The organism is Flavobacterium bizetiae (genome assembly GCF_902804475.1).
In the GTDB taxonomy this organism is placed as follows: Bacteria; Bacteroidota; Bacteroidia; order Flavobacteriales; family Flavobacteriaceae; genus Flavobacterium; species Flavobacterium bizetiae.
In genome coordinates, this window is sequence record NZ_CADCSU010000065.1 from 140,077 (window position 1) to 155,871 (window position 15,795).

Annotated in this window: 12 protein-coding genes; 4 read left to right on the plus strand and 8 right to left on the minus strand. The window is 34.7% G+C overall.

Translation table 11 applies throughout. The features are described 5' to 3' along the window. Positions 1-9 precede the first annotated feature (9 nt). The 3 genes from FLACOL7796_RS07315 to FLACOL7796_RS07320 all read left to right on the plus strand — a co-directional run bounded on the left by FLACOL7796_RS07315 (position 10) and on the right by FLACOL7796_RS07320 (position 1,173). On the plus strand, positions 10-588 hold the full coding sequence (locus FLACOL7796_RS07315) for an MBL fold metallo-hydrolase (RefSeq protein WP_232067314.1): 579 nt from the start codon (positions 10-12) through the stop codon (positions 586-588). Between the two features lie 2 nt (positions 589-590). Continuing rightward, complete coding sequence (locus FLACOL7796_RS24645; protein ID WP_232067315.1) at positions 591-728, plus strand: hypothetical protein; 138 nt, start codon at positions 591-593, stop codon at positions 726-728. An 88-nt stretch (positions 729-816) separates the two neighbouring features. Further along, on the plus strand, positions 817-1,173 hold the full coding sequence (locus FLACOL7796_RS07320; RefSeq protein ID WP_173970156.1) for a gamma-glutamylcyclotransferase family protein: 357 nt from the start codon (positions 817-819) through the stop codon (positions 1,171-1,173). 58 nt (positions 1,174-1,231) lie between these two features. Here FLACOL7796_RS07320 and FLACOL7796_RS07325 read toward each other — a convergent pair whose 3' ends face one another. Both FLACOL7796_RS07325 and FLACOL7796_RS07330 read right to left on the minus strand, forming a co-directional pair. Further along, complete coding sequence (locus FLACOL7796_RS07325) at positions 1,232-2,152, minus strand: bifunctional helix-turn-helix transcriptional regulator/GNAT family N-acetyltransferase (protein ID WP_173970157.1); 921 nt, start codon at positions 2,150-2,152, stop codon at positions 1,232-1,234. A gap of 166 nt (positions 2,153-2,318) precedes the next feature. Then, positions 2,319-4,007, minus strand: a complete 1,689-nt coding sequence (locus tag FLACOL7796_RS07330; RefSeq protein WP_173970158.1) for a glycoside hydrolase family 28 protein — start codon at positions 4,005-4,007, stop codon at positions 2,319-2,321. Positions 4,008-4,538: 531 nt separating this feature from the next. Between FLACOL7796_RS07330 and FLACOL7796_RS07335 the strand changes: the two genes are divergently transcribed. Continuing rightward, the gene (locus FLACOL7796_RS07335) at positions 4,539-5,762 is read left to right on the plus strand and encodes a DUF4272 domain-containing protein (RefSeq protein ID WP_173970159.1); all 1,224 of its coding nucleotides are present in this window, start codon (positions 4,539-4,541) and stop codon (positions 5,760-5,762) included. Between the two features lie 494 nt (positions 5,763-6,256). Here FLACOL7796_RS07335 and FLACOL7796_RS07340 read toward each other — a convergent pair whose 3' ends face one another. From FLACOL7796_RS07340 to FLACOL7796_RS07365, 6 genes are all read right to left on the minus strand, one after another. Then, the gene (locus FLACOL7796_RS07340) at positions 6,257-6,736 is read right to left on the minus strand and encodes a DUF2271 domain-containing protein (RefSeq protein ID WP_173970160.1); all 480 of its coding nucleotides are present in this window, start codon (positions 6,734-6,736) and stop codon (positions 6,257-6,259) included. A gap of 11 nt (positions 6,737-6,747) precedes the next feature. Next, positions 6,748-8,244: an ankyrin repeat domain-containing protein gene (locus FLACOL7796_RS07345; RefSeq protein WP_173970161.1), complete on the minus strand. Its 1,497-nt coding sequence runs from the start codon at positions 8,242-8,244 to the stop codon at positions 6,748-6,750. 137 nt (positions 8,245-8,381) lie between these two features. After that, positions 8,382-9,716, minus strand: coding sequence for a hypothetical protein (locus tag FLACOL7796_RS07350; protein WP_173970162.1), 1,335 nt, complete (start codon positions 9,714-9,716; stop codon positions 8,382-8,384). 32 nt (positions 9,717-9,748) lie between these two features. Then, a complete protein-coding gene (locus FLACOL7796_RS07355; protein WP_173970163.1) occupies positions 9,749-12,151 on the minus strand; it encodes a TonB-dependent receptor in 2,403 nt (800 codons plus the stop codon). 335 nt (positions 12,152-12,486) lie between these two features. Next, a complete protein-coding gene (locus tag FLACOL7796_RS07360; protein ID WP_173970164.1) occupies positions 12,487-13,494 on the minus strand; it encodes an FAD:protein FMN transferase in 1,008 nt (335 codons plus the stop codon). 63 nt (positions 13,495-13,557) lie between these two features. Then, a complete protein-coding gene (locus FLACOL7796_RS07365; RefSeq protein ID WP_173970165.1) occupies positions 13,558-15,747 on the minus strand; it encodes a PepSY domain-containing protein in 2,190 nt (729 codons plus the stop codon). Positions 15,748-15,795 lie beyond the last annotated feature (48 nt).

The window sequence follows — 15,795 nt, forward strand, 5'->3', positions numbered from 1 at the left end:
AAGAGTAAAATGAAAATAATACCATTGCAGGAGGGAAATTATGTCGTAAACAGTGAGAAAGAATTTAAACTTATAAGCGAATTCCCTTTAGATTCAGGCCTTAAAATGGCAATTCAGCCTTTTTTGGTGATTACTCAAAATGATTATATTTTAATTGATCTGGGTTTAGGATTTCATAAAAACGGAAAGCCTCTTATTCATCATTTACTTGAAACGCATAATATTGCACCGGAACAAATTACAAAAGTCCTGATTTCGCATTTTCATAAAGATCATATCGAAGGAATTGGTTATTTTGAAGGCGATACTTTTATTCAAAATTTTCCAGATGCGACGCTTTATATGCAAAAAAGAGAACTCGATTTTGCTTTGGCACAACAACATCCGTCTTATGATTTGAAGATATTAAATCAGATAAAAACATTTTCTAACGTTAAGATGTTGGAATACGATAAAGGGAAAATAACGAACGAGATTTTCTATAAAGTTCTGCCGGACATTCACCATTTCATCAGGTTTTTTGGATCAAGGAAAATAATGAAATTACTTTTTACGGAGCAGATGATTTGCCACAAGAAATCTATCTAAAAATGCATGTTGCCTACAAAACAGATTTTGACGGAAAACGCGCCATGGAATCACGCAAAAAATGGGAGCAGGAAGCAAAAGAAGGACATTGGAAAGTGCTTTTGTACCATGATATGAAGAAGCCTGTTTTGGAGTTTTAGAATTTTAGAACAAAGAACAAAGAACAAAGAACAAAGAACAAAGAACAAAGAACAAAGAATATAGATTTTGGAATAAATAGGACTGAGGATGAAAGATATTACACTTATGCCGGCTTTAATTATTTACGGATCTTTGGCTCCGGGTGAATCGAATCATTCGGTTATGGATCCTGTAAAAGGAGAGTGGCGAAAAGCAATTATAAAGGGAAAATTAGAAGAAGGAGGCTGGGGAACTTCTTTGGGTTATAATGGTTTTATTGCTGTGAATGAAGAAGAAGCTCAAAACATAAAGGCTTATGTCTTATTTTCTGAAGATTTGTCGTTGCATTGGGATTATTTGGATGAATTTGAAGGCGATGGTTATACCCGAATTCAAACCCAATATGAACTCGAAAACGGTCAAACCGGAATTGGGTTTATTTATGCTTTAAATCAAAATTTATAAAAAAATAATCCCTCAGGAATCAATTTAATTCTGAGGGATTTTTATATTAGTTTTTATTTTAATCAAGTTTAAGGTCGTAACGTTCATGCTGAAATGTTTTTCCCCATTGGTGTAATTCTACGGATTCTTTGAGTTTAAATCCGGCCATTTTGTACATTTCAAGCGCTTTATTTTGCGTACTTGTAGTGAGCAGAAAAATGTTTTTATAATTTCTTTCGCTACAGAAATTTAATGCATCGTTTAGGAGCTTGTTACCAATTCCTAATCCTCTAAAAGCAGGATCTAATAAAAACCATCTTAATTGCGCTTCATTTTTAGGCTGATGCTGAATAGCAATACAGCCTACAATTTTGTTATTATATTCAGCGATCCAGATACGATCATTTTCAGGAGAATAATGTTCTAAAAAGTCATAAAATGTTTTGATAACATACTTTTCAAAGTCTTTAGAAAAATCAGATTCATTGGCATATATATGTCCGTGTAAATAAATTATATACCCTATATCTCCTGAATTTAACTCATTTCTATAGGTAATATCATCTGCCGTTAATTGATTTTCGGTCAAAAGCTGTTTTACGGTTTGCATTGAATTGGTGAGAAGGTTTTTTTCAGAAAAATTCATTTGATCTGTTTTCTGTTTTATTTTTTCATCAACCTTAATCGTTAAAGATTTCAATAATTCATGTGCTGATGCTGTAAGCATAATATTAGAAGCACGTTTATCTTCAGTAGATGCAACTTTTACGATTAAGTTTTCCTTTAAAAAACGTTTTAATATTCGGCTTAAATAACCTTTATCAAGATTTAAAATTTCAGTGATTTTTTGTGCAGTAATTGTTTTACTTTGATCGATTTCATAAAGTATTCGTACTTCGGTTAAGGAATAATCACTTTCAAGATATCGCTGGTTTAAAATGTCTATATGAGAAGCATAAAAACGATTAAAACTTCTGATTTTTAATATTATATCATCCATTATTAAAAAGAATAGTTGTTTGATGCAAATATAAAAAAATTAGTTGCTTTTGTCAACTAATTAAAATGTTTTTCTTTTCAGGTAAATTAAAATGCTCTTCCATAGCCATAAAAAAAGGGTTGAATCAGCTATTTTGATTCAACCCTTTTATATGAATATATTTACTTTAGAACTTTACAGCACCTTTAGGAACCGTTTCTCCCACAGTTGTTTTATTGGTAAGATTAAAATTAGCCGATGAAACAAATTCTATATTCTGACTGTTTTCTCCGTTAACCGTAATTGCTTTTGGAGAGGTAGAATTGAATTCGACATTTTTAAGAGACATGTTTTTAGTATTATAAATTTCAAATACAGTAGTTTCTTCGATGTCTAATTTTGCATTGCTTATTTTGATTCCGTTGGCATCAATAATAGAAAATCCCTTTTTGGCATTTCCTGTCAAGTTAGAAATTTCTATGTTTTCAAGATTCATTTCAGGCAAACCTTGCAGGAATACGGCTTGTTGAGCGCCTTTTATCGTTACATTTTTTATCGAAATGTTTTTAAATTGTGGCGTTTCTTCATTTACCGGCATTGCTTTAGAGCTTAATGTATTGCCGCCTTCAGCCAAAGTTTCTTCGATCGATTTTCCTCCATAATACAAATTAAATGAGATAGCCTGCGATGGAATATCTGTCATATAGATATCCGAAATGAAAATGTTTTCTACTACACCGCCACGTCCGCGGTTACTTTTAAAACGTAATCCAACATCAGTTCCCATAAAAGTACAATTCGATACGTGCATGTTTTTTACACCGCTAGACATTTCACTACCAACCGTTACACCTCCGTGTCCGTGATATACGATATTGTTTTTTATGATAATGTTTTCGCAAGGAACACCACGATCACGACCGTCTTTGTCTTTTCCTGATTTAATACAAATAGCATCATCACCAACATCAAAACTGGAATTTTCGATAATCACATTTTTGCAGGATTCAACATCAAGACCGTCTCCGTTTTGAGAATACCAAGGATTACGAACCGTTACATTACGCACAATTAAATCTTCGACCATCAAAGGGTGAATGTTCCAGGCTGGTGAATTTTGAAATACAGGACCATCAAACAATACTCTTTTACTATTTTGAATGCTTACCATTACAGGACGTAAAAAATCATGAATGGTTTCAAATTCTTCTTTGGTTTTTAAATCCAGACGTACGTTTTGATCTGCGCCTTTAGAAGCGTTCATAAAAGTTTCTGACGGATACCAACTGGTTTTGTCTTTGTTTAAAACACCGCCGGAAGCGATGACTTTTTTCCATTGACTATCAGTCAGTTTACTCTTTTTAACTTGTCGCCAAACTTCTCCGGAACCGTCCCAAACGCCATTACCGGTAAAAGCAATATTTTCGAGATTTTTACCATAAATAGGAGAGATGCATCTCCAGGTATTCAAACCTTCAAAACTGGTTTCTATAATAGGATACAAACTTTTATCTGGCGAAAAAATAATTAATGCGCCTGTTTCTGCATGAAGTTCAAGATTACTTTTTAAAAGAATTGGACCTGTAAGCCAGATTCCGGGCGGAATAATAACTTTTCCTCCGCCTTTTTTCGATACCGCATTTATAGCATCGGCGAAAGCCTTTGTATTTAAAACATAACCACCATTTACAGCACCAAAGTCTTTAAGGTTTACGCTGTTTTTAGGAATTACCGGTTCTTTGACTTTAGCCATTTTAAATTCAATATTCTTATAAGTATCATAAGATTTTGAATTTTGGGCAATACTGTTTTGCGCACAACTTGTTATTACAATTGCCAGAGCAATACGTAAAAAGTGAATTGGGTTAGTTTTCATTCTTATTGAATTATGGTTAAAAATTGCATTCTAAATAAAAAGACTTTATTGCTAAATGTATTTATTGATCTGTGTTTTTTTGATGATTCAGAAAAAAACGCGTTCGATCGATAAATATATGTAAATGTAATCGATTACACAAATCTATTAAAAATTATTTAAAAAAGGGAATAAAGTTCATCGTTGCCACAAAATAAAACACATTAGTGAATAAAGCCTGTTTCATCAGTTTATTTTAACAGAATCAGGAAAGTACGGGATAGATTTTAAATTTGAGGTAAAGAGGGAAATTTCGGCGAAAGCCATATAAAAATATTTCACGCAGATTTAATAAGGATTTAGGCTGATAATGAAGATTGATTTAAAAAAAGAATCTAAAAAGGAATCTGCAAAATCTGCGTGAAACTTTTTTTAAACCTGCATAATTTCATCCTGATTACGTTTGCAGTTTGTAGTAAAATAAACCTATATTAGCGTAAATAAACACCATTTATACGCCTGAATATTTAATCACAAATAGAAAATAATCAAATGATTTGTACCATTTACTCGCACCAATCTGGTTTTGATGCTATTAAAGAAATAATTATTTCTAATTTTCCGGAGGGAAACATTGTAATCAGTAAAGAAGAGGAATCTGACATCATCGACTTAGAAATTAAAGACGGAATTTCTAATTCTACACAAAAAATAAAAATATTATATCGCGAAAGAGCCGAGCCATCTTACCAAATTCCTGAAATTAATGATTCTGCGCTAACGGCGAATTTAAAAGGACTTTATGGTTTTGTATATTCATTGCCAACGGTAAATGAAAAAGTAAAAAATCTATTTCTTCAAAAAATTCAAACCTTAAATTCTGAGTTTACGATTATTCAGGAAGAAGGAGAAATAGCCGATTTAAAAACTATAATAGCGAATATTGCGAACGAACTTGACGCTGTTTTATTTGTTCAGCCTGATGTTGTTATTAGTAAATCGAGCGGGCAACATTTTCTGGATAAAAACCTGGATTTGATTATTGATACCGAAGGAAATTGCGAAATCGACGAATTAGATGTTAGGATCAATTCGGTTTATTTTGATGCAGACCAAAACGAATTATCAGAAGATCAGCAACTAAGAAAGGAAAAGAACGAAAAAATCCTGGAAGAGAATGCGATCAAAATCAACCGAAATTTGCCTTGCATAGAATCTGAAGAAGAAACTACTTTAAGAACGCCAAAGGAAATTGCGCAAAGAGTGAGTGCTTTGGCGGTGGTAAATTTAGTGGCGTTTAATAGTATTTCTACGGAAGAAGCTACCGAATATTTGCAAAACTACAATCTTTGGGATTTTACTACAGAAAATGAAAAGGAATTTCTGGTGAATCCGACTGATGATAAAAAGGCAAACGAAAGTTGGAAATGCGAAGGAATCTGGGTTTTAATGTGGGCGCTGAATAAAATTGAAACACTTGATTTTCCGGATGAATTTTGTGATCTCGAAAACATAGATCCTGATAATTATCCCGTAGGTCAGGATAAAGATCCTAATATTTTTATCGATTCGATAGTTTCGATACGATCTAAAAGCGAGATTTTGGATGCGAACGATTTGTATTACCGATTCAACTGGGCTTGTGTCGACGAAAGAATTAACGGCAGGGAAATTGAAGGCATTAATCCCGGGATTGTTTACGAAAGACAATATGCCTTAAACTGGCTAATTAATTACATGGATCAGGATTGGGATTCTGTTTCTTGCGATACTTAATAAAAGCAAAAAACCTTCTTAATTATAAGAAGGTTTTTTTATGGATAATAAGATTTTTTTTCAGGAGCTAATCCCGCTATCCGTTCCAATCTTTTGTGTCCGCCGCGGCGGACACAAAAGGATTTCCACTTCTATCGGGGCTAGGGCATTCATTTTCATAACAACATTTTCGTTTAGTTTGTCATCCCGAGGAACGAAAGATCACACTATCCCGAAGTTTCGGGACGCACAGAATGTCGTTAATCTTTGTCGATTTCCGAGTGTGATCTCTCCTTTGTCGATATGACAAGATTACGGATTCTGATTGCAAATGGTGAATTAGTCGGCTATGTGAAAGCAAATATTTGTTTATTTTAATCTTAATCTTAATCTTAATCTTAATCTTAATTTAAGTGATATAAATCTATGTTTCTATGTGTTTAAAATTTCTCGCAGATTTGCAGATTTTTACTTTTAATCTTTTTAATCTTTTAATCTGTGGCAAAAATTTAAGCCTAAATCTTATTCAGTTTTACATATCTAATATATCCTTTACCTTCCGTTTTTTGCGTAATGGCCTCAGTTGTAAGGAGAATTTCGACATCATTAACATGATATTTTTGATCTTCTACGGCGGTTTCAAAACGTAATTTATAGCCTTTGTCTATTTTAGCATTTTCGATATCGAATATAGTAACGCTGCGGTCTCCACCAGTTACAGATGCTCCGGTTTTGGCGCTCACGGCCGGTTTTTTAGAATAAAATTTATACCATTCTTTTAGGCTGTTGTACCATTGTTTGTCATCGCCCATAACGTATAATGTTTTTTCGTATTCGCCTTTTGCATTAACCAGCGAAACAACTACATAAGCGCCTTCGCCCATATAATTTGACATTTGTAAGAGACATTTGTACTTAGCACTTTGTGCGGATGCCTGTAAGGAAACAAGGCATAGAATCGCTGCCAGAAGGCTTATTTTTGATAGTGATTTCATTTGTAAATTGTTTATTTTAAAAAGTCAACCGAGATGTTTTTCTTCTTTAAAAGTTCATTTTCTTTGGCAAGATCATAAGCCGTTTCATCAAATTCTGTTTTGATGTCTTTATTGGCTCCAATCGATAATAAGTATTTTAAAATAACATCATCTTTTGCAATCATGGCCGCTTTGTGTAAAACCGTTATTCCTTCGTTGTTTTTGGCATTCACATCAATATTAAGATAAGCCAGTTTTTTTAGCAAAGTGATATCATTTTTTAGAATAGCCGAATGATAAATAGTATTACCGTCTTTTTGTTTAGCGGTAAAATCGACTCCTTTACTTTTTAGTAAAGTTATTTTATCTCCAAAATCATCTTTTTGAGCCGCACCGCCTGGCATTCCTGCTCTTGGAGCGCGATATGATTCTACAACATAATAGGCTAAATTATTGCCTTCGATGTCTTTAATTGTACTGTGGGCGCCATTGTTTAAAAGAAAAGCAACTACATCAGCAGAACTGTTTTTTACAGCCTGAGTAAGTGCCGATTCTCCTTTGGCATTTACAGCATTAATGTTTTTAAATTTTGGCAATAAAGTTTGAAGCAATTCAATATCTTTTCCTCCCGATGCAATTATAAAAGCAGTATTTCCTTCGTTGTCGGCTTTGTTTACATCGACACCTTTATTAATAAAATAGGTAACGATTTGAGATTGTTTGTCTTTTCCTGCCAATAAATGAAGCACCGTTTGACCATTTGCGGTCTGCACAGTTGGTTTTATTTTAAGTTCATCTACCAGATATTGGTATACTTCGATTCCGTTTGCACTACGACGATTACCTTGCGCTGCCATTATAAGGGCATTGTCAGTATATTTTACACCTTTCTTTAAAAGTGTTTTTAATAAGGCAATATTCCCAGTTCTTGCGGTATAATTAAAAGAGGTATTACCATTATTGTCTGTATCTTTTAGAGAAAGGCCTTTTGTAATAAAGTAATCTGTAAGTACAAAATCTTTGTCATTTGCTATGGTAAGCAATAATAAGTTGGCACCATCTCTATACTTTTTTTTAGGATCGATACCAGCTTTAAAAAAAGCTTCGTATAAAGCTACATTGGCTTGTCCGCCGCCAGTTGCAAAAACAAGTGGAGTAGTGGCGTGGCTGTCTTCAAGGTTAATATCTGAACCTTTTTCAATAAGATAATTTACCAGTTCGTTATTTCCTTTCATGGCCGCCCAATGCAGGTAAATACGTCCATCGTGAGTAGGTTTTTTTACTCCGTTGCCAGGTTGTTCTATTAAAAATTTTACAATTTCAAAAGAAGCGCCGTTATTAATCGCCATAACAACGGGATCAAATGCCATTGGATTCAATTGCGACGGATTATTTCCTTTTTCAATTTCGGCTTTTACAGCAGTGATGTCAGGAGATGCTTTCCAGAAGTTTTGGTCCAGAAGGATATTTTTTTGCGCATTAATAGATAGCGAAGCCAACATTAATGCTGTAAAGATTAATTTTTTCATGATTTGAAGGATAAAAAAGTTAGGTGTTTTTTAAACAAACATTCCGCTACATAAAAAATGAAGCGGAATGTTCTAATTAAAAAAAAAACTCAAGTAATAGCATTTTTGACAATTGGTATCCCTGCTATTGTTTATTTTTAGAATACACCAATGTAATGGTTTCCAGCTTTGTTTACCAATTTAGCTCCTTTTGTTACAGTGCCTGTTACAGCATCAATTACATAAATGTTTCCGTCTTTACCCACTGGTGTAACCGCTATGTATAAATCATTTCCGTCTACTACAAAACCTTGGTACTGACCAAAATCTAAATCAGTATCGTAAGCAATTCCTTCTACTTTTTTAGCTGTTTTTGCGTTAAGGTCGATTCTTGCTACAAATCCTTGATTGTTAGCAGCATCGTGTGTGTAAACTGCATAAGCAATTCCGTTTCCAACATATCTCCATGCATCAATATATGATCCTTTTATTCCAAGTGCCGTATCTAAACTAAACACATAAGAGTTGTCGTATTCGTTGCTTTGGTTGATTTTTAAGATATAAGAACCATTTTTGGTATCTCTTTGAGTTGCCTGGTAAATGTTTCCGTCATTAGCCACAAAACTATTAAAACTACGGTATCCGCTTGTATCCCCAAAACCTACTGTAGAAGTAATAATTTTCGGATTTGTTAATGATGGATAATCCACTATAAGAGATTTAGAACCTAAACGCTCAAATGTAGCTTCATTTTCTGCCGTAAGAGGATTGGTTTTACGCATCCATGTTCCGATAATTAATTTGTCTCCCGCTTTGTTTAAAGTTGGTGCATCTAAACGGAAAATGTGGTGTCCTTTTGCTTCTTCTTCAGGAGTTAACGGAATTTCGTATTGTTTTGCAGCAGAAATTAAGATTTTTTGTAAATCTAAACTTAATACTGTTGCAGAACCTCTCGTATGTTTGTATGTTTTATCTGGATTAGTTACAATTACAGGTGCCGTAACGTTTACCGCTACACCCGTTTTATCTCCGTCAAAAAGTTTAGTCCATCTTGGTGAAGTTCCTGCATATTGCGAGATGTTTACTGTAGATCCTGATTGTGTAAAGTTATTACCACCATTTACTTTATAAGTCATGAACTCACCACCGTTTGCACCAGTATAAGTAATATTAAAAAGAGTGCTTCCGTCTACAGAGGATTGCAAACGAGCTGTTCTTGTCGATTGTACAGGCGTTCCGTTATCGTAAACGTTAATAGAAATGTTTGGGTTTTTTGCATCTTCTTTACTAACAGAAAAAACTTTAGTACCACCATTTCCGTCTCCGGGAGCAGTTTGCATTAAGGCTCCTGCCACTGTTATCCAACGGCTTTGAGTTTCAGGCAGAGTAGGTGTTATTGGGTCTTCGTTATCATTACTGCTACAGCTTGTCGTTAAGGCAAATGTGGTAAAAACCAAACCAAAGGCCATTAATTTAAATGTACTTTTTTTCATATTCATGGATTTAAAAAAATTAATTATATAGATTAAAATTTATTCAGGATGTAATTGAATTTCAGGTAAAATGCTACTCCCGGCTTTTGAACTCCAAAATTGTCGTAAACCTGTTCGTTGGTGATGTTTTTCGCATCAAAACTCACAATGTATTTTTTGTTTGGGAAAGTATAACTCAAACCTAAATCGTGCGGAAACTGAGACGGTACTTTATCGATTTGAGTTCCTTGCCATGTGGTAAAAAATTCACCTACATAAGTACAGTTGTAATACAAATTCAACTCAGAGTTAGACTGCAAAACATTTTTAAAATTGTATTGCGCATTTCCGTTAATGATAAAATAAGGCTCATTAGGATATTGTTTGTTGTAATTATCCAGTATTTTCCCGTTTTTATCGTACTTATCTTTAAAGAGCGAATTGAACTTAGACATATTCATTCCTATAAATAATCTTTTGTTGTGCGAATATTCGAATGAAGCCTCGTAACCAATAGATTGTGCTGTTCCTAAGTTTACCGAAGGTGTAGTTTGTAAAGCCTCATTAAGACGATTACTAAATTCACGAACAATTTTTCCTTTAGAATTTCTCCAGAATCCGGATCCTCCAAAACTAAATTTATGCTGATTGATAAGGTAAGGTCCAAATCGTAGACCTACATTCAGGTTATCGCTTTCTTCTGGTTTTAATGCACTATTGCTGGTTTGATTTTCACCTGGATTACCAAAAATTTCATTTTCAGACGGAAGTCTTATCGCTTTTTCTGCAGATAAAGTGAAGATCAATTGTGGTGAGATCAGGTAAGATCCTGCAAAACCATAACCGTAAAAAGTAGTATTGTTGCTCTCTAATTTTTCAGCTATTGTAGACTGTCCTCCTGTAGTAGTGATGACTGGGGTTCTTTGTTCTGTTTTTTGGTTATAGCGTTTACCAAATAAATTGGTTCTCAAACGTGAATCAAATGCCTGAAGTTCATACGCAAGTGACAAAACACTTTTTTGAAGATCGCGCTTTTGCTGAAAATTTCTTTCCAGTTCAGATTTCATTTCATCGTGATCATCCCTGTCAAAGGAATAAAGCATACTGCTAAATACAAATTTGTGATTATCATTTAAGGTATAATTCAATCCGCCTCGCGTACTGAATATTTTGTTATTGATGTGCAAAATTGTAGCCGGACCTTGTTGTGCTCCGGTTGGCGATAAAAAATGCTGACCATCAATACCAATTGCTTTTTCGTTAAACCAATTGTAATTCCATTTTACCGTATCGTTTAAAACTTCTGCTCTTTGGCTAAAAACAGAATTTACTGTGAATTCAAGACCTTTTACAATAAAATCTTTTTTAGCATAATTGATACTTATTACCTGTGCATCGGCTTCAGTAAATCGGCCTTTGTAGGGTTTTGACATTGCTTGTCCGTGTTGAATTTCGTTATAATCGTCTGAGGCATTAAATCCAATTAAGAAAGTATCAGCCCATTTAACATTTGTAAAACCAGCTTCAACGCGAGCTCCTAGAGAACGATAAGCATCATTAAAGCGCTTGGCCTTAATTTGAGTTTTAACTCCGTTTGGCGCAATGTTATAGGCAAATTTTCCCCAAATTTCATAATCGTTATCAGAGTAATTATAGAACCCAGAACCTTTTAAGGTAAAACCTGATTTATCGCGATACGTGGTATTAAAGTTAGATTGAATGGTATTAAACGAACCGTAAGATATCGAAGCATTAAGAGAGTTTTTAGCTCCCTTTTTTAAAATTACATTAATTGCTCCTCCTAAAGCATCATCTGCCAGGTGCGCCGGAGTTACTCCTTTGTACACTTCAATTCGTTCGATTAATGCGGGCGGAATACTATTTAAGTTGAATGATGAACCGTAAGTCGAAATAGGGATTCCGTCTATAAATATTCGAATGGCATTGCCCGACATTCCGTTAAGATTATAATTAATGCTTGATCCTAAACCTCCGTTTTGTCTTATGCGAACTCCAGCCGATTGTCCTAAAAGATCGTTAGTCTGAATATTTCTTTTGGCTGCTTCCTGAGTTTCGATCACGTTTACAGAAAACCCTTTTTGCATTATTTCTTTCTTTACCGTAGTTTTCTGAATGACTACTTCTTTCAAAGCTTTGGGATCATGTTTTTCTAAAGAAATAGTAATTTGATGAGAAGGCTGGTGCAAATGGATACTAACTGTTTTTGTTTTGGCTTCCGGCGAAGAAATTTCCAAAGTGTAATGTCCGTATGGCAATTTTTTGATTTCAAAATGGCCGTTAGTATCAGCCATAGCATAGTTTTGTGTGCCTAAAACCAATACCGAAGCACCTAATGTTGGCTCATTATGAGAAAAGATAACTTTTCCTGTAATATTCCCGTTTTGTGACCAAACTGAAAAATGAACGAATATTAAAACAACTGCTAAAAATCTCATAATTTGTTTACTTACCAATACGAGCGCAAACTTAATTTATTGTTTATATTTAATCTAAATAAACGAATTAGAAGATTATTAGAATTACATTAGAATTTCTAATGTTGGGATTTTATGGCACGCGGATGACACGGATTCGTTATCGAAAGCGCGGATTGGCACGGATTTTTATCCGCAATCTTATCCTGACGGAGGAAGGATCACACGCGGGATTCTATAAAGATTGGAACGGATAGCGGGATTAGCTCCTGAAAAAAAAGATTTACTATTTTTTAGTGCTAATCCGATTCTGAAATTTACAGATTGTTTAGGATGGAGATTTGAAGTTTTAAGGTTTATAACTTCGCCTTAAATTTTTTGATTTTGAAGTTCTTCGACTTCACTAATTTTCCATTATCAGTAATCATCACGCAACTGTAATCGGGGTATTTTTTAAGTAAAAGCAAACCTTCTTTTTGTCCTAGAACCATTAAAGAAGTGCTTAATCCGTTGGCGGTTTCGGCGTTTGGACCAAAAACAGAAACGCTGCATAATCCGGTTGCGGGATAACCGGTTGCGGGATTTATAATGTGTGAGTAGCGTTTTCCGTCAAAAACAACGAACTTTTCATAACTTCCTGAGGTGGTTACCGCGCCATTGTTTAAAGGAACTACGGCAAACAGCGTGTCGGGATGAAAAGGGTTTGTCATACCAATATTCCAGTCTTTTCCGTTGGGTTGTCTTCCCCAGGCGGTCATATCTCCGGATCCGTTTACGATTCCGGCTTTAATGCCTTTTGCGAGCATTATATTGCGGCATTTATCTGTGGCATATCCTTCTCCCAGAGCTCCGAAACCAATTTTCATTCCTTTTAGTTTTAAAAAGATAGTCGATTGAACCGAGTCTAAAACGATGTTTTTATACCCCACTTTTTCGACTGATTTTTTTATGGCTTCCGCCGAAGGCATTTCGGTCATCGATCCGTCAAATTTCCAGATTCTGTCCATTGCGGCAAAACTCACATCAAAACCGCCTTTTGTTGCTTCAGAAAATTGTATGGCTCTTTGGGTAAGTTCAAAAACTTCTCGATCGACTTTTATAGGTTTAATTCCTGCATTCTGATTGACCTGAGAAACCTGCGAATCAGGTTTCCAGTCAGAGATTAGATTTTCGATTCGGGTAATTTCTGCAATAACTTCATCGATATTTTGCTCTGCCGAAAGGGAATCTTTGGCAACAATTGTAATATCAAAACGTCCTCCCATAAGCAAAGTTGTTCGTTTACGTAAAACTTGTGCATTAACAGATAAACCGTAAAGTATTACAGCGAAAAACAGGAGTTTATATAGGATTGATTTGTGCATGAAAATCATTTTAATTATTCGTTTTATTAAGATTCGAAAAATGTACCTAAGGGTACATTTTACCTAATAACAATCCGTCAGCAATTGACCATTTTCTTTAAAATCTGCAATGCTTTTTATTCTTCTTTCAATACATAATTTGTCCAGAATAGCTTCGACATCTTTTTGCATGGCAAGAGATCCGCAAATCATAATGACACCGCCTTGTTGCAGCAAATCTATAAAAAAATCAGCATCGCGTTTGATGAGATCCATGACATAAAAATGTTCTGCTTCGCGGGATAATGCCAAATGAAAACTTTGAAGTTTTTGTTTTTGGATCATTTCTGCCGTAAATTTTTTATAGCCTGAAACCGTTTCAGTTTCCATTCTAAAACCGGCATAAAGATGCGTTTCTGTTTTCGTTTTATTTTGCTCGATCATTCCAAGGAAAGGCGCTATACCGGTTCCGTTAGAAATGAAGGCTACTTTAGACACTTTTTTAGGGAAATGAAAGGCTTTATTATTGATGATGCTTGCCTTGATGGTATTTCCCGGAACGAGATTGTTTAGAAACTCAGAACCCAATCCGTGCGGATGTAGTTTTACAACCAATTGCACGTTGCCGGAATGATTCCCGATAGAGTAGAGGCGTTCTCTGGTATCGTTTGCGGGATAAATAGCCAGTAAATCGCCCGAACTAAATTTGGCTCTTACATTGGCTCTTAAAGTCAATATAAAAGTTTGTTCGTGTTCAGAAACCAATGTTTTATCCAACACCATTAATTTTTGCAAACCTTTAGGAACATGATTGTATAATGATGGCGTTGTCGATAACGGAATTTCCGTTTTGGCACTCCATAATTTTATCCATTCTACAAATTCTGTTGCCGATTTATCGTTTACGGTTTGTACGTCGAGCAAACGTTCTGCCCAGGTTTGGGGTGCTAATTGTCGGTCAATTTCAAAAGCAAATTCGCAGAAATCAGGATAAGCTTTTGAACCAAAACCTACTACTGAATAATTGATTTTTTGCTGTTGCGGATATTTCTTTAAAAGCGATACAAACTTGCCTCCATTAGAAGGCGCATCTCCTAAACCGTGCGTAGAGGAGAAAAGAATAATATGTTCTGCTTTTGGGAAAACGGTATAACTGTTCAATTCAGCAATAAAAGCTTTTTCGCCATGACCAATTAATTGTTTTAAAATCGCATTGGCAAAACGCAATGAACTTCCGTTTTCAGAACCAACTAATAAGATAAATTTGCTTTCGTTGGCTTTAAATTTATTTTTTATTCGGCTTGACCTCCTTTTTAGTGTAATGGCAAAACCGGAGTAAATGAAAAACAGAATATTTATACTTGCAAGAGCCAATATAAAAGCCCAGATTCCGTTGGTTTTTCCGGTATGCAAATTAAGACTTAAATTAGATAACTGAACGTTCATTGGCGAACGTTTTTCGGTTACAACGGCGCCTGTAACCTGATTCACTTCGATTTCGCGATCGTTGAGCTGAATGATATAATATTCTTCAGGATCATCTGTAAAAGGAAATTCAATTTTCTTAACATCAGACAAATGTGTGGTCGCAAATAACGAAGTCTTGTTTTCTTTTGAAGGTTTTACAATCTCCGTTTTTTCTTTTTGCTTATTCTTTTTTCCCATGAAAAAATTAAATCTTTCCAGAGATAAATACGTTCCCGTAAGCGCAATAATCAAAATAGGAATAAGGGCAATTCTACCTAAAACAACGTGATAATATTGGGCAAAATATTCTTTGACTACTTTCGAGAAAAAATTACGAATGCCTCTTTGTCTGTTTAAAACAAGGGCAAAACCAGAAATGGCAATGAGTAATAACAGAAACGAAATAACACCCACAAAAAAACGTCCGGTTTCATGAAGAAACAACGAACGATGCAAGCCGGTAACCCACTGAATAAATTCACTTTTCTTTATCGGAGTTCCTAATTGTTTCCCCGTTTTAGGATTTATGTATGCATTAATGTTGTTACCATCGTCATCAATTGCCTGAAGCGTTACAAATTGATTGTGATCTACACTTAACTCCGTAATTTCGGCATATTGTTTTTTTAAAATCGGTAAAGTTTCTCCCAGCGTTATTGTATCGAAATTTTCTATTTTATACGGAAGTGTTTTTTCCTGCATCGCATCTACTGCCAGAATAATTCCTGTAGTCGAAGCTAAAATTAAAAATAAAGAAGAGAACAAAGCCAAAGCTAAATGTGCGTAACGCCAAAAAGAAAGAGTCATTGAGTGTAATCTATTGAAATGTAATTGCTATTTTTTTTGCCAAAAATA

Coding starts and splice junctions, on each gene's coding strand:
- FLACOL7796_RS07315 (WP_232067314.1), top strand. CDS start 10: ATGAAAATAATACCATTGCAGGAGGGAAATTATGTCGTAAACAGTGAG.
- FLACOL7796_RS24645 (WP_232067315.1), top strand. CDS start 591: ATGCATGTTGCCTACAAAACAGATTTTGACGGAAAACGCGCCATGGAA.
- FLACOL7796_RS07320 (WP_173970156.1), top strand. CDS start 817: ATGAAAGATATTACACTTATGCCGGCTTTAATTATTTACGGATCTTTG.
- FLACOL7796_RS07325 (WP_173970157.1), bottom strand. CDS start 2,152: ATGGATGATATAATATTAAAAATCAGAAGTTTTAATCGTTTTTATGCT.
- FLACOL7796_RS07330 (WP_173970158.1), bottom strand. CDS start 4,007: ATGAAAACTAACCCAATTCACTTTTTACGTATTGCTCTGGCAATTGTA.
- FLACOL7796_RS07335 (WP_173970159.1), top strand. CDS start 4,539: ATGATTTGTACCATTTACTCGCACCAATCTGGTTTTGATGCTATTAAA.
- FLACOL7796_RS07340 (WP_173970160.1), bottom strand. CDS start 6,736: ATGAAATCACTATCAAAAATAAGCCTTCTGGCAGCGATTCTATGCCTT.
- FLACOL7796_RS07345 (WP_173970161.1), bottom strand. CDS start 8,244: ATGAAAAAATTAATCTTTACAGCATTAATGTTGGCTTCGCTATCTATT.
- FLACOL7796_RS07350 (WP_173970162.1), bottom strand. CDS start 9,716: ATGAAAAAAAGTACATTTAAATTAATGGCCTTTGGTTTGGTTTTTACC.
- FLACOL7796_RS07355 (WP_173970163.1), bottom strand. CDS start 12,151: ATGAGATTTTTAGCAGTTGTTTTAATATTCGTTCATTTTTCAGTTTGG.
- FLACOL7796_RS07360 (WP_173970164.1), bottom strand. CDS start 13,494: ATGCACAAATCAATCCTATATAAACTCCTGTTTTTCGCTGTAATACTT.
- FLACOL7796_RS07365 (WP_173970165.1), bottom strand. CDS start 15,747: ATGACTCTTTCTTTTTGGCGTTACGCACATTTAGCTTTGGCTTTGTTC.